This is a genomic window from Sinorhizobium sp. (assembly GCF_059070375.1).
In genome coordinates this window covers 1,092,791-1,115,232 of the sequence record NZ_JCACWC010000003.1, presented here as the reverse complement: position 1 = coordinate 1,115,232, position 22,442 = coordinate 1,092,791, and the positions used below count along the sequence as shown (strand labels likewise).

Sequence of the window (22,442 nt, the reverse complement as noted above, 5' to 3'; positions counted from 1 at the left end):
GAAAAGTGCGGGCGGCCTTATCGCCGGCCGCTTCGGCGTACGGAAGTTTCAACGAAGCGATCACGCGCGCTTGAGTTCGGGCCCCGAGCGGGATTCGAGCGGCTTCAGTGTCATGCGATCGCCGTCGCAGAGGACATTCTCGTCGCCCCAGGCTTTCAGGGCCATGATCACCGGTTTCAGGCTTTCTCCCCTCGGCGTCAAGGCGTAGTCGACACGCGGCGGAACGACCGGAAAGACCGTACGCGACAGAAGCGCCGCCTCCTCCAGCTCACGCAACTGCCTGGTCAGCATACGCGGCGTCACGCTCGGCAGCCTCCTGCGCAGTTCGTTGAAGCGCAGGACGCCTTCGCTCATCAGGTGATAGAGGATGACGCCCTTCCATTTGCCGTCGATGAAACTCAAGGTCGACTCGACCGGGCAGCCCGGAAATGTGTTCGTCAGCTTCGCGCGCGGCCGGGACATACGGTATCCTTTTCGACACTATAGGCCAAATTTGTGCATTCTTGCGTCCATTGAGCATAGGGCCCATGTAGCTCCTGTTCAATTTAAAAAGGAGCATTCCATGCGTGCCGTCGCCTACAAGACACCGCAACCCATCGCCAATGAGACCGCGCTGATGGACGTGGACCTGCCTGTGCCGACGCCGGGGGAGCGCGATCTCCTGGTGGAAGTCAAGGCGGTTTCCGTCAACCCGGTCGACACCAAGGTGCGCGCCGGCGTTCAGCCGGAGCCGGAGCAGCTGAAGGTTCTCGGATGGGATGCCGCCGGCGTCGTCAAGGCGGTCGGCCCGAAGGTTACGCTCTTCAAACCCGGCGACGAAGTGTTCTACGCAGGCGCCATCAGCCGGCCCGGGACGAATGCGGAGTTTCACCTCGTCGACGAGCGGATCGTCGGGCGGAAACCGCATTCGCTCGATTTCGCGGCCGCCAGCGCCTTGCCGCTTACGGCGATCACCGCCTGGGAGTCGATTTTCGATCGGCTCAGGGTCAATGATCCCGTACCGGGAGCAGCGAACGCGGTGCTGATCATCGGGGGCGCCGGCGGCGTCGGCTCGATCGCCATTCAGTTGCTGCGCGCTCTGACCAATGTCACCGTCATCGCCACCGCTTCACGCGCCGAAACCCGCGAGTGGGCCTTGAAGCTCGGTGCCCATCATGTGCTCGACCACAGCCGCCCGCTTGCGGCCGAGGTAGAGCAGCTCGCCCTCGGCGCGCCGGCCTTCGTGTTTTCAACGACCAACACCGACAAGCATGTCGACGAGATCGTCAAGCTGATCGCGCCGCAGGGGCGCTTTGCGCTGATCGACGACCTGGCGGTCCTCGATGTCATGCCGTTCAAGCGCAAATCCGTCTCGATCCACTGGGAAATGATGTTTGCGCGTCCGCTGTTCGGGACCCCGGACATGATCGAGCAGCACAACCTCTTGAACAGGGTCGCGGAACTGGTGGATGGCGGCAAGATCCGCACGACCTTAACGGAGACGCTCGGCCCCATCGACGCGGCAACGCTCAGGAAGGCGCATCAGATGATTGAAACCGGCCGCACGCGCGGCAAGCTGGTGCTCGCCGGATTCTGATCCGGTGGCGATGTGGGCCGTCTGCAAGGCCCCTCCCCAACCCCTCCCCACAAGTGCCACAAGTGGGAGGGACTGGGGAGGGGAAGTTCTTTGGTGCTTCTATCCGTGAATGATTTCGCGGTGGCGCTGGAGCCGGCGCCCGTAAGCCTGGCTCACCCGGTCGAAGATGATGGCGATTCCGACGATGGCGAGGCCGTTGAAGATGCCGAGCGTGAAATACTGGTTGGCGATCGCCTTCAAGACCGGCTGACCCAGGCCCTGAACGCCGATCATCGAGGCAATGACGACCATGGCGAGCGCCATCATGATGGTCTGGTTGATCCCGGCCATGATCGTCGGCAGCGCCAGCGGCATCTGCACGTTCTTCAGCTTCTGCCAGTTCGACGAGCCGAAGGCGTCCGCCGCCTCCAGCACATCCTTGTCGACCAGCCGGATTCCGAGATTGGTGAGGCGGATCATCGGCGGGATCGCGTAGATGACGACGGCTATAAGCCCCGGAACCTTGCCGATGCCGAGAAGCATCACGACGGGAATGAGGTAGACGAAGCTCGGCATCGTCTGCATCACGTCGAGCACCGGATTGACGATGTTCTGGAAACGATCGGAACGTGACATGATGATGCCCATCGGTATGCCGATCGCTATCGACAGGACCGTACAGACGAAGATCATCGAGATCGTCTTCATCGTGTCGTCCCACATGTCGAGATAACCGATGAGGAGCAGGGTACCGACGGCGCCGGCAACGATCTTCCAGTTGCGGCTGGCAAACCAGGCGATCACGGCAATCAGTATGAGAATGATCGGCCAGGGCGTTCGTGTCATGAACCGTTCGGCGTGGATCAGGAAGAACTGGAGCGGGTCGAAGAACGATTCGATCGCGTCGCCATAGGCGCGTGTGAAGCTACGGAACCCTTCGTCGATTATCTTCTTCAACTGCCGAAGCCGATCGTCGTCCATGTGCGGAAATTTGGTCAGCCATTCCATGTGTCGATTCCCCTTCGCACTCTTTTGGGCGGCTTATGGTTGTTATTGCTTTGCCGCCTGCCTCTTAACGCTAACGCGCGGTGTAAACGATGAAGCCGCGCAATCTTATTCTCAAACCGACATGCGGTGAACGAAATCTTGCGCCTTCCTTCGAAAACTACGCAGCAGAAAACAAAAAACGGCGCGCTTTTACGCGCGCCGTTCATTCGAGGCGAGTCGATCAGAGGGCAGCCTTGATCTTTTCGGCGACTTCGGGCGAAACCCACTTGGTCCAGAGGTCCGGGTTTTCCTCGAGGAAGTGCTTCGCGCCTTCCTCGCCGCTCGCCTGATTGTCGGTCATCCAGGCCATGAGCTTGTTGACCGTGTCGTTCGTCCAGGCGCGGGTGTTGAGATACTCCATGGCCGGGCCGGCGCGGTCGGCGAATTCCTTGGTTACCAGTGTCTGGACCTTGTCCTTCGGCCAATCGTTCTTCTTCGGATCCGGGCAATCCGCAACCGTATTGCAGCGCTTCCATTCGGCCATGTCGTTGGGGACGCCATGCTCGAGCTTGACCATCTCGTACTTGCCGAGCAGCGCTGTCGGGGCCCAGTAGTAGCCGACCCAACCCTGCTTGCGCTCGTAGGCCTTGGCAATCGAGCCATCGAGGCCGGCCGCCGAGCCGGTATCGACCAGCGTGAAGCCCGCCGCCTCGGCGCCATAGGCCTTGTAAAGCTGCGTCGTCACGACCGTGCCGCCCCACCCTTGAGGACCGTTGAAAATCGCGCCCTTGTTCGGATCCTCCGGATCGGGGAAGAGTTCCTTATGCTTCAGGACGTCGTCGATCGTCTTGATGTCCGGGTTGCCATCGACGATGTACTTCGGAACCCACCAGCCCTGTACGGCGCCATCCGAAAGCGCGACTGCGGCGCCTACGAGCTTGCCTTCTTCGAGGCCGCGGTTCACCACGTCCGGCAGCAGGTCGACCCAGCCCTCCGGCGCGATGTCCGGCTCGCCCTTCTCGATCATCGACGTGATGGTCGGCACCGTGTCGCCGACGACGAGCTCCGCACTGCAGCCGTAGCCTTCGGTCAGAATGAACTTGTCCACACTCGCCAGGACTTCGGCGCTCTGCCAGTTCATGTTGGCAATCGTCACATCGCCGCATTCCGCCGCCGATGCCGCGCTGCCGAGTCCCAAAAGACCGGCGGCCAGGCATGTCGTTGCAAGAAGTTTCTTCATTTCGGCTCCCTCTGTTTTGGCGGTGTCTCTATGGCGGACTGCCAGCCTCACCGCAGCTGCTGACAGTGAACGGAACAAGCACCCGCCCCGATCCGATGCCGGGGCGCGACAGCTCGTGGGTCAACCGATACCTGTTCGGACCGGTACCGCCCACATTGCTATCGTGTCTTTCCGGCGAACACTTTCCCATTTGCGTCAGCGGCTGACATTCCTGCCGTTTGTCAAACTACACAAATAATTGATGGGTTTAACCCCCTTTTTTAAATTCATTTGCCGGCAGCCCCCATCATCCACGTCGGAAGCTGGACGACTTAGAAGGACATGCGAAAAGGCCGGCGAACGCTCGCCGGCCTTTCCAGAAGTGCAATTGCGTGTTCGGACAGGGGCGTTCGACCTGCCTCCACGAACATCACATGTTGGGATAGACCGGCCCTTCGCCCCCTTCTCATCACGGGAGTCCGTGCGGGCCCGCCTCCACGAACATCACATGTTCGGATAGACCGGCCCTTCGCCCCCTTCTCATTACGGGAGTCCGTGCGGGCCTGCCTCTCCGAACATTCACATGTTCGGATAGACAGGCCCCTCGCCCCCTTGTGGCGGCACCCAGTTGATGTTCTGGTTCGGGTCCTTGATGTCGCAGGTCTTGCAGTGGACGCAGTTCTGGGCGTTGATGACGAAGGTGGGCTCGCCGTCCTTCTCCACCCATTCATAGACGCCGGCCGGACAGTAGCGCGACGACGGGCCGGCATAGACCTCGTATTCCGAGCGTTTCTGCAGATCCCAATCCTTCACCTGAAGATGCACCGGCTGGTCCTCCTCGTGATTGGTGTTCGACAAGAACACCGAGGAGAGCCGGTCGAAGGTCAGCACGCCATCCGGCTTCGGATAGTCGATCTTCTCGTGCTTGGCGGCCGGCTCGAGCGATTGCGCATCGGTCTTGCCGTGCTTCAGCGTGCCGAAGAAGGAGAAGCCGAAGAGCTGGTTGGTCCACATGTCCAGACCGCCGAGCGCCACGCCGACCGCGGTGCCGAACTTCGACCAGAGCGGCTTGACGTTGCGGACCCGTTTCAGGTCCTGGCCGATGGCGCTCTCGCGCCAGCCGCGCTCGATCTCGATCGGCTCGTCATTGGCGCGGCCGTGGGCGATCGCCTCGGCGAGCTTCTCCGCCGCGAGAATGCCCGACAGCACCGCATTGTGGCTGCCCTTGATGCGCGGCACGTTGACGAAACCGGCTGCGCAGCCGATCAGAGCCCCGCCGGGGAAGGAAAGCTTCGGCACAGACTGGTAGCCGCCCTCGGTAATGGCGCGTGCGCCGTAGGAGAGCCGCTTGCCACCCTCGAAGGTGCCGCGGATCGCCGGATGCGTCTTGAAGCGCTGGAACTCCTCGAACGGATAGAGATACGGGTTCTTGTAGTTGAGATGGACGACGAAACCGACGGCGACCAGATTGTCCTCGAGGTGATAGAGGAAGGATCCGCCGCCGGTCTTCATGCCGAGCGGCCAGCCGAAGGAATGCTGCACAAGGCCGGGCCTATGATTTTCCGGCTTCACCTCCCAGAGTTCCTTCAGGCCGATGCCGAATTTCGGCACATCGCGCCCCTCGTCGAGCTTGTATCTGGCGATCAACTGCTTGGCGAGCGAGCCGCGCACGCCCTCGCCGATGAGGGTGTACTTGCCGAGCAGCTCCATGCCGCGGGCGAAGTTCGGCCCCGGCTCGCCGTTGCGCTCGATGCCCATGTCGCCGGTGGCAACGCCGATCACCGCGCCCTCGTCATTGTAGAGGACCTCGGTCGCGGCAAAGCCCGGATAGATTTCGACGCCGAGCGCTTCCGCCTGGGTGGCCAGCCAGCGACAGACATTGCCGAGGGAGACGACGTAGTTGCCGTGATTGTTCATCAGCGGCGGCATCAGGAAATTGGGAAGGCGGACCGAGCCGGCGGGGCCGAGAAAGAGGAACTGGTCGTCGGTGACTTCCGTCTTGAACGGGTGGTCCGATTCGTCGCGCCAGCCGGGCAAGAGCCGGTCGATGCCGATCGGGTCCACCACGGCGCCGGAGAGGATATGCGCGCCCACTTCGGCGCCCTTCTCCAGAACCACGACCGAGAGTTCCGGATTGACCTGCTTCAGCCGGATCGCCGCCGCAAGACCAGCCGGTCCCGCCCCGACGATCACGACGTCGAATTCCATGCTCTCGCGTTCGGGGAGTTCTTGTTGCTCGGTCATCACACTCTCCAGTTCTGCCGGTCTTCTGCCGGCTCCGTTCCCGGCCAAATCATCCCGTCATGACAAATGCCGTAAACCTTGTCGAGCCGGGATGCGACAGACTGTCTCTGCATTTGCGCATGAGTTCATGAGATTACTATGTTACTTGAACGTATACGTAAATCCATCTGGGCGGATCCGGCCGATGGGCAGCTTGCTTTTGCAGCGCTCGCATGCGAGGAGGCCCGCCCCACCCCGCAAGCCGCATCACCGACAAGACGGAGACGATCATGGCATTCGCCCTAGGCCTCGACTTCGGCACGACCAATTCGGTACTGGCGCAGGCCGACGGCGCCTCGACGCGCTCCATCGTCGTGGAAAGCCCGATCGGGAGATCGGACACGACGCGCACGGCGCTCTCTTTCCTGAAGGATGCCGGTCCCTCGCCCTTGAAAGTCGAAGCAGGACAGGCGGCAATCCGCGAATTCATCGACAATCCGGGCGAATGCCGCTTCCTTCAGTCGATCAAAACCTTTGCCGCGAGCGCGCTCTTCCAGGGCACGCTGATCTTCGGCAAGCGCTACGAGTTCGAGGACCTGATGCAGCGTTTCCTGACGCGGCTCAAAGACTATGCCGGCAGTAACTGGGAGTCCACCTTCAGGCGTGTCGTCATCGGCCGTCCCGTGCAGTTTGCGGGCGCCAATCCGAACGAGAAACTGGCCCTCGAACGCTATAATCGCGCGCTTACCCGCATGGGTTTTCCCGAAGTCCATTACGTGTACGAACCGGTCGCGGCCGCCTTCTATTTCGCGCGCAACCTCGATCGCGACGCGACGGTGCTCGTCGCCGACTTCGGCGGCGGCACCACCGACTACTCGATCATCCGATTCGAGAGCCAGGCCGGTCGACTGACGGCAACGCCGATCGGACATTCCGGCGTCGGCATCGCGGGAGACCATTTCGACTTCCGGATTATCGACAACATCGTCTCGCCGCTCATCGGAAAGGGGAGTCTGTTCAAGAGCTTCGACAAGCTGCTTGAGGTGCCGTCGAGCTACTACGCGAATTTCGGCCGCTGGAATCAGCTTTCTATCTTCAAGACCTTGAGAGATTTCACCGAATTGAAAAAACTGGTGCGCGCAAGCCTGGAGCCGGAAAAGCTGGAGTCCTTCGTGGAGCTCATCGAGCATGACGAAGGCTATCCACTCTATCAGGCGGTCTCGGCCACCAAGATGCGGCTCTCGCAGGCTGAGGAGACCGAATTCGCCTTTGCGCCGCTGGGCGAGCGCGCACGCCGTACCGTTCACCGGGAAGAGTTCGAAGCCTGGATTGCGCCTGACCTTGCCCGCATCGAGGAGGCGCTTGACGAGGTCCTTTCAACGTCTGCGACAACACCGGACGGGATCGACAAGGTGTTTCTGACCGGCGGGACATCCTTCGTGCCGGCGATTCGCCGTCTCTTCGAGAACCGCTTCGGCAAAGAACGCATCGAGAGCGGCGGCGAGCTCCTGTCGATCGCCCATGGCCTGGCGCTTATCGGCGAGCGCGACGACATCGCGGCCTGGACAGCGGCGGCCTGAAGGCAGTCCCTGCCACCACAGATTTGAGGAACGTGCAGTGGACCACGCCCACCGATCTGTTACATTCGCCCCATGATCTCGGCCAACGACCTCTCCCGCTCCGAACTCGCTGCCCTTCTCGCCTTCCATGCGGAGGCGGGTGTCGAGTGGCTCCTCGAAGAAGAACCGGTCGATCGGCTCGCTGAATTCGAGGCAATGAGAATCAGGCGCGCGCAAAGCCGCGCCGTGCCGCAAACCAGCGCGACCGCAGTCGAACCGCAGCAGCCTCCTCCCCTTGCCGCCCCCTCGCGCGAGCGTCGCCCCGCGCCTCCGGCATCCCCTCCGGTGGTTGCGATACCGGACGAGCAGGCCATCAAGGAGGCGCAGTTCGTCGCCGATGCCGCGCGATCGCTGGGAGAGCTACGCACGGCCATGGAGGCCTTTGCCGGCTGCAACCTCAGGAACAGCGCCCGCAACCTCGTCTTTGCCGAAGGCAGTGCTGCTTCGGGTGTCATGATCATCGGTCCGATGCCCTATGCGGATGACGACCGCGACGGCCGCCCTTTTGCGGGGCGGCACGGCGAGATGCTCGAACGGATGCTGTCCGGCATCGGCCTCTCGCGCGAGGACGTCCTTCTTGCCAATGCCGTGCCCTGGCGGCCACCGGGAAACCGCGTTCCGAGCGCTCGCGAGGCGGATATCTGCCGGCCGTTCATCGAGCGTCAGATCGCGCTGGCCGAACCCAAGCAGTTGCTTCTGCTCGGCAACTTCACCGCCCGCTTCTTCTTCGGCGGCGAAACGATCCATCAACTGCGCGGCGAATGGCGAGAGCTCACCTTTGGTGGCACCCGCATTCCAACGCTCGCCACCTTGCATCCGCAGGACCTTGTCGCCGCTCCCGTCAACAAGCGCTTTGCCTGGCTGGACCTGCTGGCGTTCAAGTCGCGCCTCGGCTGATCCAACTGCTCGATTTATGAACAAGGTGTGAAAAAAGCCATGCGATTTGCGCATGTCTGAGCGGCGTTTTAGCGCATTGCAAAATCAATGCTGCACCGCAATATAGCACGACGGGAGGAATGGATAAGGATTTGAACCATGACTGCCCGCTATCGCCCGATTCACAGCAGCTTCGAGACGCTCCGCTACGCCGGTGCCTCCTCGCGCGCGCCGTTCAACAGCTTCGGGTCGGCTGCCAACGAGCAGCTGACAGCAATCGGTCTCGCGCGGACGACCCGCCCGGCTCAGATCTTCGCCGAATTCATCCAGCGCTGAACGCCCTGCGCCGGAAAGACTGCAGGAGAGAACGATCATGTCCAAGCCGCTCGACAGCATTCGCGGTCTCGTCGACACGATCTCCGACATTCGCACCGCCGTCCGCGCGTCTCGCGAGTACAGCCGCCTGAGCATCGCCAGCGACGGGCGCCGCGCCGATCACGGCGCGGCGAGCCAGTTGCTGCCGAGATAGGGCTCGTTTGGGTCCCGGATCGACCTGAAACCAACGTGATCGATTCCAATTGGTGGAACGCGGATGCGGGCGGAAATCCGCACACACTTTCCTCATCCCGCTCCAGCCTTTCCGGCTGCGCCATTTCGCCATTCCCTGTCGCAATCGACAGCGCCCCGGAACTTCGTTACAGCCACTCTCGATTCGTTTTGACGGAGTGACGAAGTTCATCGGCCGAGCCGAAACGAAGCCGCTCCTTAATCCCCTCTCCAGGAGCGCCGATGCTGGCGAACTTCGCTTCCGTTTTCAGCCTGATGCTCTCGACCTTCCTGATGATGGTCGCCTTCGGGCTGCAGAGCTATGTCATCCCTGTACGCTCCGTGGCGGAAAGCTGGTCGACCCTCACCATCTCGATCTTCGCAACCGGCTACACGCTGGGGTTCACCCTTTCCTGCATCGTCACGCCTAAATTCGTCCTGCGCGTCGGCCATGTCCGCGTCTTCACAGCCCTGATAACGCTCCTTTCCATCGCGATACTGATGTGCGGGCTCGTCGTCGATTGGCGCGCCTGGATCGGCTTCCGTGCCGTGTCGGGCTTTGCGATTGCCGGAAGCTATCTCGTCATCGAGAGTTGGCTGAACGAGCGGGTGACGAACGAAAATCGCGGCCTGCTCTTCTCGCTCTATCTCATCACCAGCATGGTCGGCACGATCGGCGGACAGTACCTGGTGCCGCTCGGCGATCCGAGCAACACGTCCCTGTTCATCCTTTGCGGCGTGCTGTTCTCGCTCGCCCTGCTGCCGACCGCCCTTTCCTCCTCGCCGATGCCGGCCCCCCCGGCACGGGCAAATTTCGATATCCCCGCACTCTATCGCCGCTCGCCGGTCGCCGTCGTCGGCGGCTTTCTCGCCGGTGCGCTCTCGGGCGCGTGGCTCAATCTCGGCGGCGTCTTCACCCAGAAGATCGGCCTTTCGACCGGCGAGGGAGCGACACTACTCGCGTCGCTTCTGGCCGGCAGCGCGATCTCGCAGGTCCCGATCGGCCGCGCCTCGGACCGGATGGACCGGCGCATCGTCATGGTTGCCTGCGGCATCGCCGGCGTCGTGTCGTGCCTTGCCATGTCCGTTTCGATTGCGAGCAGTCCCCCGGTTCTCTATGCACTCGCCGCCTGCATCGGCACGGTCCTCTTCCCGATCTACGCGCTGAACGTCGCGCATGCCAACGACCTTGCCCGCCCCGACGAATATGTGGAGATTTCATCCGGGCTGATGATCACCTACGGCCTCGGCACGATCTCCGGTCCGCTGATGGTCGGTCCGGTCATGGACCGGTTTGGCCCCGTCGCACTGTTCATCGCGCTTGCCGTGTATTTTGCACTCTACAGCGGCTATGCCGCGTGGCGCATCCTTCAGCGCGAGCAGCATGACGGCCTCGTCGCGAAGACCGATTTTCAGGCGACCACGGTGCTGCCGACCCCCGGTCCCGACGTCACCGGTCCGCTCGCACAGCAGGACGCAGGCGACCTCATCGAGGACGATACCGTTCCTGTCTGGGAGCAACGCGCCGAGTAGCCCATCCCTTTATCCCTGCGGCGTCACGTGCTTGCGCGCGCCCTTGCGTTCCAGTCCCAGCCGATGTTCCCGGTAGATGATGAAGATGCCCGCGCCGACGACGATCGCCGTCCCGGCAAGCATGGTCAAGGTCGGCACGTCGCCGAAGAGGAAGTAGCCGATGACTATGCCGAGCACGATCGACGTGTATTCGAAGGGAGCGATCGTCGACATATCGGCGTGGCGATAGCTCTCCGTCAGCAGGATCTGCCCGACGCCGCCGCAAAAGCCGGCGATCGTCAGGAGAACGAAGGCCTGCCAGGAAAGCTCGGACCAGCCGAAAGGCAGCGTCGCGAGCGAGAACACCGCGGCCGAAAGGGAGAAGTAGAGGACGATGGTATGCGTGCGCTCCTTCTGCACGAGCTTGCGCACGAGCACCATCGCCGTTGCCCCGAGCGCTGCCGAAAGCAATACGGCGACCGCACCCTTGGCCTCGGCCGACCCGAAGCCGCCTTCGTTGAACAGCGTAAGCCGCGGCCAGGAGATGATAAACACCCCGACGAGCCCGACAAACACCGCAGACCAGCGATAGAGCCGCACGATCTCGCCCAGAAAAATTGCCGCGAAAGCGACAGCGAGCAGCGGCATGGCATAGCCGATCGCAATCGCCTCCGGCAGCGGCAGATGGACGAGGCCGTAAAAGCCGCAACTCATGGCGAGAATGCCGACAAAGCCGCGCACCAGGTGTCCGGTGATATCATTGGTCCTGAACGCATCCCGCAATGCGCCACGGCATGCCAGAAATCCAAGGATCGGCACCATCGCAAAAGCCGAGCGATAGAAGGTGATCTGGCCGGTGGGGATATCGTCGCCCGCAGCCTTGATGCAGGTCGACATGCACACGAAGACGACGACGGAGAGCACCTTGAGCACAATCCCCTTCATCGGGCTCACATCGTCCGCATCCATGAAACGCAACTTTTCAAACTGACATCGGCGAACCGGTCGGAAGGCCAACAGAAACGGGAGGACGCGGCGGCAAGGCCGCGAAAGGACCACGCCACCTTAGCCGTGCTTGCGCAGCATGTTGGATCAAATTTCGTGATGGAGCTGGTTTTTTCGTGATGAATTCGCCGGCATATGCAAAGCTTGTTGCCGGAGAAAGATGCCTGCAGGTTATTTAGCAAGCCCGAAAAAATCGTCACGGATTTAGTTCTTGTTAGTGCCGCTCCGATAAACCTTCGGTCAATAAGAGGCGGGAGTGGCCCTGCGTTTTTGCTGCCGGATGTACTGTCGCCGGCACCACATTCGTGCGTAAATCTCGGATCTTGGCTTTTCACCATCACGAGCGCCCTCTACAAATCAAAAGAGCAAGAAGGCGCAAGCAGGACTGACCATGCGGACAAACACTGGCCAGATCGTTCATCTGGAAAACTACCGGCCGACCGATTTCGTACTCGAGAGGGTGGACCTGACTTTCGAACTCGACCCGAGGGAAACGAAGGTCGAGGCGCGCATGATCTTCCATCGCCGCGAAGGCGTCAGCCCCTCTGCACCGCTCGTTCTCGACGGCGACGAGCTCACCATGACCGGCCTGCTGCTCGACCAGGAAGCGATTCCCGGCACGCTCTATGAAGCGACGGACGACACGCTTACCATTCGTGGCCTGCCGGAAGCGGCGCCCTTCGAGATCACCGTCACGACGGCCTTGTCGCCTGAGACGAACACCAAGCTGATGGGCCTCTACCGCACGAGCGACGTCTATTGCACCCAGTGCGAAGCCGAAGGCTTCCGCCGCATCACCTACTTCCCGGATCGCCCCGACGTGCTGGCGGTCTATACCGTGAACATCATCGCGGACAAGGCTTCCGCACCGCTCCTGCTTTCGAACGGCAACTATCTCGGCGGCGCCGACATGGGCGACGGCCGTCATTTTGCCTCCTGGTTCGATCCGCATCCGAAGCCGAGCTACCTGTTCGCGCTCGTTGCCGGCGATCTGGGCGTCGTCGAGGGCACCTTCACCACCGCTTCCGGCCGCGACGTCGCGCTCAAGATCTATGTCGAGCACGGCAAGGAGCCGCGTGCCGCCTACGCCATGGAAGCGCTGAAGCGGTCGATGAAATGGGATGAGGAAGTCTTCGGCCGCGAATACGATCTCGACATCTTCATGATCGTTGCCGTTTCCGATTTCAACATGGGCGCCATGGAGAACAAGGGGCTCAACATCTTCAACGACAAATACGTGCTCGCCGATCCCGAGACGGCGACCGATGCGGACTATGCCAATATCGAGGCGATCATCGCCCACGAATATTTCCACAACTGGACCGGCAACCGCATCACCTGCCGCGACTGGTTTCAGCTCTGCCTGAAGGAAGGCCTGACCGTCTATCGCGACCACGAGTTTTCCGCCGACATGCGTTCGCGCGCCGTGAAGCGGATCGCCGAAGTGCGGCACTTGAAATCCGAGCAGTTCCCCGAGGATGCCGGCCCCCTCGCCCATCCGGTGCGCCCGACGCAATACCGCGAAATCAACAATTTCTACACGACGACGGTTTACGAGAAGGGATCCGAGGTCACGCGGATGATCGCGACGATCCTCGGCCGCGACCACTTCAAGAGGGGAATGGACCTCTACTTCGAGCGGCACGACGGCCAGGCGGTGACGATCGAGGATTTCGTTGCCTGCTTCGAGGCTGCGAGCGGCCGCGACCTCAAGCAGTTCTCGCTATGGTACCATCAGGCCGGAACGCCGCTCGTCACCGCTGCCGGCACCTATGACGCCTCCAGCCAGACATACACGCTATCGCTGGAGCAGACCGTTCCGCCGACGCCCGGGCAGAGCAGCAAGGCACCGATGCATATCCCGCTCCGCTTCGGATTGCTGCTTCCGGACGGAAGCGAGGCAAGGCCCTCGGCCGTCTCCGGCGCCGAGATCACCGGCGACGTACTGCACCTGACCGAGCGCAAACAGACGATCACCTTTTCCGGCATGCCATCAGAGCCGGTCCCCTCCTTCAATCGCGGCTTCTCCGCGCCCGTCAATCTGCACCTGGCGCAAAGCGCCGAGCAGCGTGCGCTGATCGCACGCCACGAGACCGACCTCTTCGCACGCTGGCAGGCGCTGAACGCGATGGCCCTCGACAATCTCGTCAAGGCGGCAGCGGAAGCGCGTGTCGGCCAGCCGGTTGCCTGTGACGATGCGCTCGTCGACGCCCTGCTTGCAGCGACCGGCGACGACCGACTGGAGCCGGCGTTCCGATCGCAAGTGCTGTCCCTGCCGAGCGAAACCGACATAGGCCGCGAAATCGGCGGCAACAACGACCCGGATGCCATTCACGCCGGCCGTCAGGCTATTCTGGCCGCCATCGCCACGGCCGGCAAAGACACCTTTGCGCGACTGGTGAACGAAATGTCCCTGTCCGGCCCGTTCCGTCCCGATGCCGACAGCGCCGGGCGGCGGGCGCTGCGCAATTCCGGGCTCACCTACCTCGTCTATGCCGACGGAAAACCGGAGAAAGCCGCTGATGCGTTTCGGTCCGCCAACAACATGACCGACCTCAGCCAGGCGCTGACGCTTCTTGCGCATCGGTTTCCGGGCGCCGAAGAGACGGCGGACGCCCTGGCCGCGTTCAAGAAGCGCTTTGCCGACAACGCGCTGGTCATCGACAAGTGGTTCGCCATTCAGGCGACGATTCCCGGAGCATCGACGCTCGACCGCGTTCGGGCGCTGATGTCGGATCCTCTCTTCAATGCCAGCAATCCGAACCGCGTTCGCTCACTGGTCGGCACATTCGCCTTCGTGAATGCCACCGGCTTCAACCGCATCGACGGTGAAGGCTATCGTTTCCTTGCCCGGCAGATTCTGGACATCGATGCGCGCAACCCGCAACTTGCGGCGCGTATTCTGACGTCGATGCGCTCCTGGCGGTCGCTCGAAAAGATCCGGGCCGGCCACGCCCGGAGCGCGCTCGAGTATATCGCGCGCGCCTCCAATCTTTCCGCCGATGTCAGCGACATTGTCGACCGCATGCTCAAAGACAAGCACTGACCAGAGCACCGGCACACCGCCGATCACGACGGTTTCAGGTCGGATCGACCTGAAACCGTCGTGGATCTGGCCCGAAGTCGGCTCTGGCAGTCCGGCTATCATTTCCCAACGATGAAATATGGTTAACAAATCTTTACCGTTACCTCTGGACAAGGCGAATCGCCCTGTGATTCATTGAGTCAGATTCGGGCGAGCGGCGCGCCGAATCACTGAAACGCCCGCTTCCGGGAAACCGATAAAGACGGGACCGACGTTTCGGACTGAGAAGAATCAAGCGTTCCTTGCGGCATGGTCGCGTGCGGATCGCTTTTCGAGGACGACAAATTGGATAAGATGGCGGACGCGCGACGGGGAAGCGCAGCCGAAGGGCGGTTGCGACTCAAGTTTCCGGGCTTTTCGAGCCTCGAACGGGAGTTCATCGAGCAGGCAAAGATATTTGCCGAACCGGCCTCGCAGAAGCTCGCAATGGCCGAGCCGATGCTCAAGCGGTCCATCCCGGTCCTCATTATCGCTTTTCTTCTCATCGTGGCGATCTCACGGATGTCGGGCATCATGGACGAGCATGCCCGCATGGAAGCCTCCTCCCGCCGGACGGTCAGCCTCGCGGCCGCAGCGGCAGCCGGTGTTTTCCAGACCGGCGGATCGGAACTCTTCGCCGATGGCCGCCGCTGGGAGGTCGAACGCCGGCTCACCGAACTTCTGCCTGCCGAAATCCTGGACGCCGGAATTTTCCTGCTGACGGTCCGCAGAGACGGACGCGTCTTTGCCGGGACGCAGGATGGCGTCCATCTCATCGGGCGCACGCTCTCCGCAATCGCTCCCGAGGTCGCGACGCTGCAATATTACGGCGAGGGTGCCGGCGTCGTAAGAGCGTCGATCGACGGCATCGAGCATTTCATCGCTCTCCGGCAATTGCCGGATTCCGGCGGCGCGGTTCTGGCGGCGACGTCGATCGCCAGATTCGAAGCGGCCTGGCGCGACGAAATTTCACTCAACGTCACGCTGTTTGCCGGCGTTTCGGCGATCCTGATGGTCGTCCTCTATGCCTATTACATTCAGGCAAAGCGCGCCCGAGATGCCGATGCGGTCTTTGCCGAATCGAACCTGCGCGTCGAAACGGCGCTCTCGCGTGGACGCTGCGGCCTCTGGGATTTCGATCTCGACAACCGGCGCCTCTTCTGGTCCCGCTCGATGTACGAGATGCTGGGAATGCCGGGCGACGCGAGCGTGCTTTCGTTCGGCGATGCCGCCCGTCTCATGCATGTCGAAGACCGGGGCATATACCGGGTCGCTCGGGCGATCGCGAAAGGCAACGAGCGCCAGATCGATCAGGTGTTCCGGATGCGCCATGCGGATGGCCACTATGTATGGCTTCGAGCGCGTGCCCAGGTGATCCGCACCGTGTCGGGCCGGACGCATCTGATCGGCATTGCGATGGACGTGACCGAGCAACACAGGCTTGCGCAGCGTTACGCCGAGGCCGATCAGCGCCTGGCGGACGCGATCGAGTGCACCTCGGAGGCCTTCGTGCTCTGGGACAAGCACGATCGCCTGGTGATGTGCAACACCCATTACCAGCAAGCCTGGCAGTTGCCCGACCACGTGCTGGTGCCCGGCACCGAACGCACGATCGTCCATGCGGCGGCGGCAAGGCCCGTTGTCGAACGGCGCGTCGCCGATCCGGACCGGAGCAATCACTCGCAGACGAGCGAGGTTCAGCTTGCCGACGAACGCTGGCTGCAGATCAATGAGCGGCGCACGCGCGACGGCGGGCTCGTCTCGGTGGGCACGGACATCACGCTCCTCAAGCGGCATCAAGTTCGCCTGCGCGAATCTGAGCGGCGGCTGATGGCAACCATCGGAGATCTGTCCGCCTCCCGCGTAACGCTCGAGCAGCAGAAGGCCGAACTTTCCGTCGCCAACGCGAACTATCAGGCGGAGAAAGAGCGCGCCGAGGCCGCGAACCGGGCAAAGTCCGAATTCCTCGCCAACATGTCGCACGAGCTGCGCACCCCGCTGAACGCCATTCTCGGCTTTTCGGAAATCCTGCAGGACCAGATGTTCGGCCCCCTCGGCTCGGAGAAATACCACGAGTATTCGCGCGACATATTCGAGAGCGGCAAGCATCTGCTCAACGTCATCAACGACATACTCGACATGTCGAAGATCGAGGCCGGCCATATGCGCATCACGCGCGAGCGGATCGATCTCGCGCCACTCATCGAGGAGACCCTTCGTTTCACGGCGATTCCGGCAGAGCGAAAGAACATCCGCGTGGTCCAGCAGATATCCTCCGGCCTGACGATGTTCGCCGACCGCCGGGCGATGAAGCAGGTCCTGCTCAATCTCCTCTCCAATGCGGTCAAGTTCACCAATGAAGGCGGCCGCATCTCCTTGCGGGCGCGCAAGGTGAGGGGCGCCGTCACGCTGACGATCGCCGATTCCGGCATCGGCATTCCCAAGGGCGCGTTGCAGAAGATCGGCCAGCCCTTCGAGCAGGTGCAGAGCCAATATGCCAAGAGCAAGGGCGGCTCCGGGCTCGGGCTCGCCATATCCCGTTCGCTGACGCGGCTTCACGGCGGGACGATGAAGATCCATTCGGCAGAGAATGTCGGCACCATCATATCGGTCAGGATTCCCGACCGCGGCTGACTACGCCCGCTTACGCTGCAGCGACGACCCCCTGGAAGATCCGGCGCACGGCCTTCGAGAAACGGCGAATGTCGGCTTCGAGATGCGTCAGATCCGGATAGTCTCCGGCACGGCAGACGAGATCCACGAGACCGGCCGGCGCTTCCTTCGGATCGAAGTCGCCGTCGATGCAGAGGCGCACGAGTTGCGACAGCTCTGAGAAGAGTACGAGCGCTTCGGCGGCCGTATCGAGATCGTTCGCATTCATCATCCCGGCGCCGAGCGCCTTCAGCGCCTCGAGCGTATGCGTGCCGGCCGGAGGGGACGTCACTCCCCTCGCCGGCGCGATCAGGGCGAGGTACTGGGCGATGAACTCGATGTCGACCAATCCGCCGGGAATGAGTTTGAAATCCCAGATGTCCTTCGGCGGCTTCTCCTTGTCGATCAGGCCGCGCATCTCCTCGACGTCCTTGCGGATCTTCGCGATGTCGCGCTTTTCAGTGAGGATCTCGGCAAAGATCGCCTCCGCTTCGCCGACGAGGCTCTCGTCGCCGCAGATGCAGCGCGCCCGCGTCAGCGCCAGATGCTCCCAGGTCCAGGCTTCCGTTCGCTGGTACTTGGCGAAGGCGGTTATGCGGGTGGCAACCGGCCCCTTGTTCCCGGAGGGTCGCAGCCTCATGTCCACGTCGTAGAGGATGCCCTCGGCGGTCGGGGCGGAAAGCGCGGCGATCAGCCGCTGCGTGACCCGCGTAAAATAACGCACCGGATCGAGCGGCTTGGCGCCGTCGGATTCGAGCACTTCGTCGTCGTAATCGTAGAGCAGGATGAGGTCGATGTCGGAGCCGGCGGTCAATTCGTGACTGCCGAGCTTGCCCATTCCGACGATTGCGACCCGCCCGCCGGGGAAACGTCCGTGCGCCGACCGGACCTCCTCCAGAACCGCATCGAGCGCGGCGGCAATGATCAGATCGGCAAGGTCGGTGAGAGCGCGCCCCGCCTGAAGGCCGGTGATCGCGCCTGTGAGCAGCCGGATACCGATCAGGAAGCGCTGCTCGGCGGCGATGATGCGCAAGCGGTCCAGCACCTCCTCATAGTGCCGGCCTGCGCCGACGAAGGTCGCGATGCGCGGCGCCAGATAATCCCTCGTCGGCAGTTCGGCAAGCAGCCCCGGCTCCAGCATGCCGTCGAAGACATGCGGCTTGGCGGCGATGATGTCCGCCAGGCGCGGTGCAGACGACATGATATTGACGATCAGCGACAGGAGGCCGGGATTGTTGCCGAGTAGCGAGAAGAGCTGGATCCCCGCGGGCAGACCGGAGAGGAAGTGGTCAAAACGCAGAAACGCTTCGTCCGCCCGCCTGCTTTCGCCGAAGACGCGCAGAAGCTCCGGCGTCAGTTCCGTCAGCCGCTCGCGCGCCTCGACCGATTGCGTTGCCCGATAGCGCCCGTAGTGCCAGGTGCGGATGATATTCGCTATGTCGGACGGCCGCTGGAAACCGAGCTTCTTCAGTGTTTCGAGCGTATCCGGATCGTCCTGCTGACCGGTGAAGACCAGGTTTCCGGTTTCGGTGGATAGCTTCGCCTCCTGCTCGAAAAGCTGCGCATAGCGCCGCTCGACCGCGCGCAGCACGCGCGACAGCGCATCCGAAAAGGAAGCCGTATCCTCGAAGCCCAGCATATAGGCGATCCGCCTCAGCTCCGGCTCGGTTTCCGGAAGGAGGTGGGTTTGCTCGTCATGCACCATCTGGATGCGGTGCTCGACGTCGCGCAGGAACCAATAGGCATCGGTAAGCTCCTCGGCCGTCGCCGCGTCGATCCAGCCGCTCTCGGCGAGCATCCGCAGCATCGCTTCCGTTTCGCGCAGACGCAGCGCGGGCGTGCGGCCGCCGGCGATCAGCTGCTGGGTCTGAACGAAGAACTCGATCTCCCGGATGCCGCCGCGCCCAAGCTTGATGTTGTGTCCCTTCACGGCGATTTCTCCGTGCCCCTTATGGGCATGGATCTGCCGCTTGATCGAGTGAATGTCGGCAATTGCCGCATAGTCGAGGTACTTGCGGAAGACGAAGGGCGTCAGTTCCTTGAGGAAGCGTTCGCCCGCCTCCAGATCGCCCGCGATCGGCCGCGCCTTGATGAAGGCGGCCCGTTCCCAGTTCTGCCCCCTGCTCTCGTAATAGAGCATTGCCGCCTCGACCGGGATGGCAAGCGGCGTGGAGCCCGGGTCTGGCCTGAGCCGCAGATCCGTGCGGAAGACATAGCCGTCGCCGGTTCTCTCCTGCAGGATGCGAATCAAGCGCCGCAACAGCCGGGCGAAGGTTTCCGGAGCATCGTCGCGATTGGTGATGATGCCCGACTGCGGATCGTAGAAGACGACAAGATCGATATCGGAAGAATAGTTGAGCTCGCCGGAGCCGAGCTTTCCCATTCCAAGCACGACGACGCCGGAGGCGGTAGACGGCGCGGAACTGTCCTCCAACACGAACTTGCCGCTTTCATGCGCGCCGAGCAGCAGATGATCGATCGCCGCCGAAACGGCCGCCTCTGCAAAATCGCTGAGCCACCGTGTCGTCTCACGTCCACCGAAAAGCCGCGAAAGGTCCGCAAGCGCGACGGCGAAGGCGACCTCGCGCTTCGCCCGTCTCAATCGCGTCATGATCTCGGCATCCGGCAGCGCCGCCCCGGGCGCATCGCCCCGCCAGGACACCCTCGCGGCCTCGATCCTGCGCTTCAAAAACGTCGGCAGCGCCTCGGATAGCAATGCTTCGAGGATCGCCGGGTGGCTACGCGCCGTGTCCCGCAGGAATGGCGAAAGCGCGAAGGCGGCAACGAGAAAATCCTTGAGCGGCGCGTCCGAGGCAATGAGCTTGGCAATCTGCTCGCTGCCTTTCGCCGCATCCTTGAGTACGGAAAGGGCGGCTTTGGCGTCCGCCTGGCTCGCCGGGCGAATCGCCACCACATCGATATCGGACAAAGACCGCTCGATCGCTTCCGCCATGCACAATCCCCCCTTCGGTTCCCGTCATGGGTTTATCAGGTCGCAACCGCCGGGAAAACCATGCGCACCGCCAGGCCCCGACCTTCCTCCTCCGTCGCCGACAGTTCCAGCGAGCCGCGGTGCATCTCCATGACGGCCTCGACGAGCGAGAGGCCGAGGCCTGTCCCCGGCTTCGACCGGCTTTCGTCCAGGCGAACGAAACGCTTGACGACCTCCCCGCGCATATTCTCCGGAACGCCGGGCCCGTGGTCGGCAACGGTCAACACGACGTGACGAGCGCTCCTCTTCAATTCAACCCGTATCAGCGGATTTTCGGCACCTTCCGCATATTTGATCGCATTGTCGATCAGGTTGCCCAGCGCCTGGCTGATCAGTTCGCGGTTGCCGGAGATCGCCGCCCCCGCCGCCGCCTCCGCTTCGATGCGCATTTCCTTGTCTTCCGCCAGCGGCTCGTAGAGTTCGACGCAATCCGCCACGATCTGCGCCAGGTCGACCTCGTTCATCTCGGCGACGGCGGAGCCGGCTTCGACGCGGGAAATCATCAGAAGCGCGTTGAAGGTACGAATCAGCTGATCGGACTCGGCGATGATCTGTTCGAGCGCACCGCTCTGGTTGCCCCCTTCGGTATCGGCGAGCGCCGCCTCTGCCTTGTTGCGCAAGCGCGTCAGCGGTGTCTTGAGATCGTGCGCTATGTTGTCCGAGACCTGTTTCAGTCCTTCGTTCAGCTTTTCGATGCGCTCGAGCATCGCGTTCAGCGATTCCGAAAGACGGTCGAACTCGTCGCCGGAACCGCTCGTCGGCAAGCGTTGCGAGAGGTCGCCGGCCATGATCTTGGTGCTCGCCTCCGACATGCGGTCGATCCGGCGCAGGGCGTTCCGGCCGATGCCGAACCAGATCACCAGCGCACCGAGGCCCATGATGCCGAGCGCGACCATCAGCGCCTGACGGACGAGCGCACGGAATTTTTCGGGTTCCTGCAGGTCGCGGCCGACGAGGACTCTCAACCCGTTGTCGAGCATCAGGACCTGGGCAAGGGCGACATGCCTGTCGGCGCGGCTCTCGTCGGTGAAGCGCCGATAACGGAACGGCTCGGATTTCCATCCTTCGTCATCGAGCAGCCCCGGCTCCAGCGCGGCCACGTTTCCGGCGAGGATCTCTCCGTTCGGACCCGCAATGACGTAGAGATTGGCTCCCGGCTGACGTGCCCGGCGCTCGAGCGAGCGAAGCAGCCCGTTGATGCCGGCCCGATCGTATACGCCGGCGATCTGCGCCACTTCGGCGGCGATCGCTTCCCGCGTCTGCTGCTGTAGGAGGCGCTCCGACATGCCGGTCACGTAGAAGACGAGGAAGGCCGCACACAGGGAGAAGAGGACCAGATAGAGCGCAGAGAGCCGGACTGCGGTCGTCCTGAACAGCACGCCTACCCTGCTCATGTGTCCGTGGTCCGGTCGTCCTTGATCATGTATCCGGCGCCCCGGATCGTCCGCAGCAGGGGAGGATCGAAATCCTTCTCGATCTTCGAGCGCAGGCGCGAGACGTGCACGTCGATCACATTGGTCTGGGGGTCGAAGTGGTAGTCCCACACGTTTTCGAGCAGCATGGTTCTCGTCACCACCTGCCCGGCATTTTTCATGAGGTATTCGAGCAGCCGGAATTCGCGCGGCTGCAAGGGTATCTCCTTGCCCTGCCGCCGGACTGAATGGGACAGGCGGTCGAGTTCGAGATCGCCGACGCGATAGACCATGTCCTGCTCGGGTGCGCCTTTTCGGCGGCCGAGCACCTCGACACGCGCGAGGAGCTCGCTGAAGGCGTAGGGCTTCGGCAGGTAATCGTCGCCGCCGGCACGCAGACCGGTGACGCGGTCGTCCACCTGCCCGAGTGCGGAGAGAATGAGCACGGGCGTGTGGATGTCCTTGCGCCTGAGTTCGGTGATCAGCGAAAGACCGTCGCGGCGGGGGAGCATGCGGTCCACGACGAGAACGTCATAGGCATTCTCGCTCGCCATGAACAGGCCGGCCTCGCCGTCGCTCGCGTGATCGCAGACGATGCCTGCCTCACGGAATGCCTTGGCCAGATAGGCGGCCGCCTCCAGATCGTCTTCAACAATCAGAATCTTCATACGGGTGACCATAGTCCCGGACCTCCGTTCGTCTCAACCGGTTTCAGCCCGCTGCGGCTGACGGGATTTGAAACACCAAGCGCCGCGACATGTTTTCGATGTCGCGGCGCCT

General features: G+C 62.5%; 16 protein-coding genes. 8 read left to right on the top strand and 8 right to left on the bottom strand.

What is annotated here, in order from left to right; translation table 11 throughout:
• Positions 1–60: 60 nt before the first annotated feature.
• A complete protein-coding gene (locus tag AC5J09_RS17345) occupies positions 61–462 on the bottom strand; it encodes a winged helix-turn-helix transcriptional regulator (RefSeq protein WP_100672035.1) in 402 nt (133 codons plus the stop codon).
• 100 nt (positions 463–562) lie between these two features.
• Between AC5J09_RS17345 and AC5J09_RS17340 the strand changes: the two genes are divergently transcribed.
• The gene (locus AC5J09_RS17340) at positions 563–1,576 is read left to right on the top strand and encodes a zinc-binding alcohol dehydrogenase family protein (protein WP_494298094.1); all 1,014 of its coding nucleotides are present in this window, start codon (positions 563–565) and stop codon (positions 1,574–1,576) included.
• Positions 1,577–1,675: 99 nt separating this feature from the next.
• Here the strand turns inward: AC5J09_RS17340 and AC5J09_RS17335 are convergent, their stop codons facing one another.
• The 3 genes from AC5J09_RS17335 to AC5J09_RS17325 all read right to left on the bottom strand — a co-directional run bounded on the left by AC5J09_RS17335 (position 1,676) and on the right by AC5J09_RS17325 (position 6,005).
• Positions 1,676–2,563 carry an ABC transporter permease gene (locus AC5J09_RS17335; RefSeq protein WP_018094574.1) on the bottom strand — a complete coding sequence of 296 codons (888 nt, stop codon included), beginning with the start codon at positions 2,561–2,563 and terminating at the stop codon, positions 1,676–1,678.
• A 220-nt stretch (positions 2,564–2,783) separates the two neighbouring features.
• On the bottom strand, positions 2,784–3,782 hold the full coding sequence (locus AC5J09_RS17330) for an ABC transporter substrate-binding protein (RefSeq protein WP_494298093.1): 999 nt from the start codon (positions 3,780–3,782) through the stop codon (positions 2,784–2,786).
• A 558-nt stretch (positions 3,783–4,340) separates the two neighbouring features.
• Positions 4,341–6,005 (bottom strand): electron transfer flavoprotein-ubiquinone oxidoreductase, encoded by a 1,665-nt coding sequence (locus AC5J09_RS17325; RefSeq protein ID WP_494298092.1) that lies wholly within the window; start codon positions 6,003–6,005, stop codon positions 4,341–4,343.
• Positions 6,006–6,274: 269 nt separating this feature from the next.
• Here AC5J09_RS17325 and AC5J09_RS17320 point away from each other — a divergent pair, with 269 nt between their 5' ends.
• The 5 genes from AC5J09_RS17320 to AC5J09_RS17300 all read left to right on the top strand — a co-directional run bounded on the left by AC5J09_RS17320 (position 6,275) and on the right by AC5J09_RS17300 (position 10,558).
• Positions 6,275–7,564: an Hsp70 family protein gene (locus tag AC5J09_RS17320; protein WP_324763111.1), complete on the top strand. Its 1,290-nt coding sequence runs from the start codon at positions 6,275–6,277 to the stop codon at positions 7,562–7,564.
• Positions 7,565–7,636: 72 nt separating this feature from the next.
• Complete coding sequence (locus tag AC5J09_RS17315) at positions 7,637–8,500, top strand: uracil-DNA glycosylase (protein WP_494298091.1); 864 nt, start codon at positions 7,637–7,639, stop codon at positions 8,498–8,500.
• Between the two features lie 138 nt (positions 8,501–8,638).
• A complete protein-coding gene (locus AC5J09_RS17310) occupies positions 8,639–8,815 on the top strand; it encodes a hypothetical protein (RefSeq protein ID WP_100672030.1) in 177 nt (58 codons plus the stop codon).
• A 37-nt stretch (positions 8,816–8,852) separates the two neighbouring features.
• Positions 8,853–9,008, top strand: coding sequence for a hypothetical protein (locus AC5J09_RS17305; protein ID WP_411922024.1), 156 nt, complete (start codon positions 8,853–8,855; stop codon positions 9,006–9,008).
• 260 nt (positions 9,009–9,268) lie between these two features.
• Positions 9,269–10,558 (top strand): MFS transporter, encoded by a 1,290-nt coding sequence (locus AC5J09_RS17300; protein ID WP_494298090.1) that lies wholly within the window; start codon positions 9,269–9,271, stop codon positions 10,556–10,558.
• Between the two features lie 9 nt (positions 10,559–10,567).
• On the opposite strand, the gene AC5J09_RS17295 is transcribed toward AC5J09_RS17300, so the two are convergent.
• Positions 10,568–11,506, bottom strand: coding sequence for a DMT family transporter (locus AC5J09_RS17295; RefSeq protein ID WP_494298089.1), 939 nt, complete (start codon positions 11,504–11,506; stop codon positions 10,568–10,570).
• A 427-nt stretch (positions 11,507–11,933) separates the two neighbouring features.
• Here AC5J09_RS17295 and pepN point away from each other — a divergent pair, with 427 nt between their 5' ends.
• Positions 11,934–14,588, top strand: coding sequence for an aminopeptidase N (gene pepN, locus AC5J09_RS17290; RefSeq protein ID WP_494298088.1), 2,655 nt, complete (start codon positions 11,934–11,936; stop codon positions 14,586–14,588).
• Positions 14,589–14,912: 324 nt separating this feature from the next.
• A complete protein-coding gene (locus tag AC5J09_RS17285; RefSeq protein WP_198516714.1) occupies positions 14,913–17,240 on the top strand; it encodes a PAS domain-containing sensor histidine kinase in 2,328 nt (775 codons plus the stop codon).
• Between the two features lie 10 nt (positions 17,241–17,250).
• Here the strand turns inward: AC5J09_RS17285 and AC5J09_RS17280 are convergent, their stop codons facing one another.
• The 3 genes from AC5J09_RS17280 to AC5J09_RS17270 are packed head-to-tail and all read right to left on the bottom strand — an operon-like array spanning position 17,251 to position 22,342.
• On the bottom strand, positions 17,251–20,211 hold the full coding sequence (locus AC5J09_RS17280; RefSeq protein ID WP_494298087.1) for a bifunctional [glutamine synthetase] adenylyltransferase/[glutamine synthetase]-adenylyl-L-tyrosine phosphorylase: 2,961 nt from the start codon (positions 20,209–20,211) through the stop codon (positions 17,251–17,253).
• 35 nt (positions 20,212–20,246) lie between these two features.
• Positions 20,247–21,644 carry a sensor histidine kinase gene (locus AC5J09_RS17275; protein ID WP_494298086.1) on the bottom strand — a complete coding sequence of 466 codons (1,398 nt, stop codon included), beginning with the start codon at positions 21,642–21,644 and terminating at the stop codon, positions 20,247–20,249.
• Complete coding sequence (locus tag AC5J09_RS17270) at positions 21,641–22,342, bottom strand: response regulator transcription factor (RefSeq protein ID WP_494298085.1); 702 nt, start codon at positions 22,340–22,342, stop codon at positions 21,641–21,643. Before AC5J09_RS17270 ends, AC5J09_RS17275 begins: the two co-directional genes overlap by 4 nt.
• Positions 22,343–22,442: the final 100 nt, after the last annotated feature.

Bases quoted from the DNA above. Each gene is read 5' to 3' on its own strand.
- AC5J09_RS17280 (WP_494298087.1), bottom strand. From the start codon at position 20,211: ATGGCGGAAGCGATCGAGCGGTCTTTGTCCGATATCGATGTGGTGGCG.
- AC5J09_RS17275 (WP_494298086.1), bottom strand. From the start codon at position 21,644: ATGAGCAGGGTAGGCGTGCTGTTCAGGACGACCGCAGTCCGGCTCTCT.
- AC5J09_RS17315 (WP_494298091.1), top strand. From the start codon at position 7,637: ATGATCTCGGCCAACGACCTCTCCCGCTCCGAACTCGCTGCCCTTCTC.
- AC5J09_RS17325 (WP_494298092.1), bottom strand. From the start codon at position 6,005: ATGACCGAGCAACAAGAACTCCCCGAACGCGAGAGCATGGAATTCGAC.
- AC5J09_RS17310 (WP_100672030.1), top strand. From the start codon at position 8,639: ATGACTGCCCGCTATCGCCCGATTCACAGCAGCTTCGAGACGCTCCGC.
- AC5J09_RS17340 (WP_494298094.1), top strand. From the start codon at position 563: ATGCGTGCCGTCGCCTACAAGACACCGCAACCCATCGCCAATGAGACC.
- AC5J09_RS17345 (WP_100672035.1), bottom strand. From the start codon at position 462: ATGTCCCGGCCGCGCGCGAAGCTGACGAACACATTTCCGGGCTGCCCG.
- pepN (WP_494298088.1), top strand. From the start codon at position 11,934: ATGCGGACAAACACTGGCCAGATCGTTCATCTGGAAAACTACCGGCCG.
- AC5J09_RS17330 (WP_494298093.1), bottom strand. From the start codon at position 3,782: ATGAAGAAACTTCTTGCAACGACATGCCTGGCCGCCGGTCTTTTGGGA.
- AC5J09_RS17305 (WP_411922024.1), top strand. From the start codon at position 8,853: ATGTCCAAGCCGCTCGACAGCATTCGCGGTCTCGTCGACACGATCTCC.
- AC5J09_RS17300 (WP_494298090.1), top strand. From the start codon at position 9,269: ATGCTGGCGAACTTCGCTTCCGTTTTCAGCCTGATGCTCTCGACCTTC.
- AC5J09_RS17335 (WP_018094574.1), bottom strand. From the start codon at position 2,563: ATGGAATGGCTGACCAAATTTCCGCACATGGACGACGATCGGCTTCGG.
- AC5J09_RS17270 (WP_494298085.1), bottom strand. From the start codon at position 22,342: ATGGTCACCCGTATGAAGATTCTGATTGTTGAAGACGATCTGGAGGCG.
- AC5J09_RS17295 (WP_494298089.1), bottom strand. From the start codon at position 11,506: ATGGATGCGGACGATGTGAGCCCGATGAAGGGGATTGTGCTCAAGGTG.
- AC5J09_RS17320 (WP_324763111.1), top strand. From the start codon at position 6,275: ATGGCATTCGCCCTAGGCCTCGACTTCGGCACGACCAATTCGGTACTG.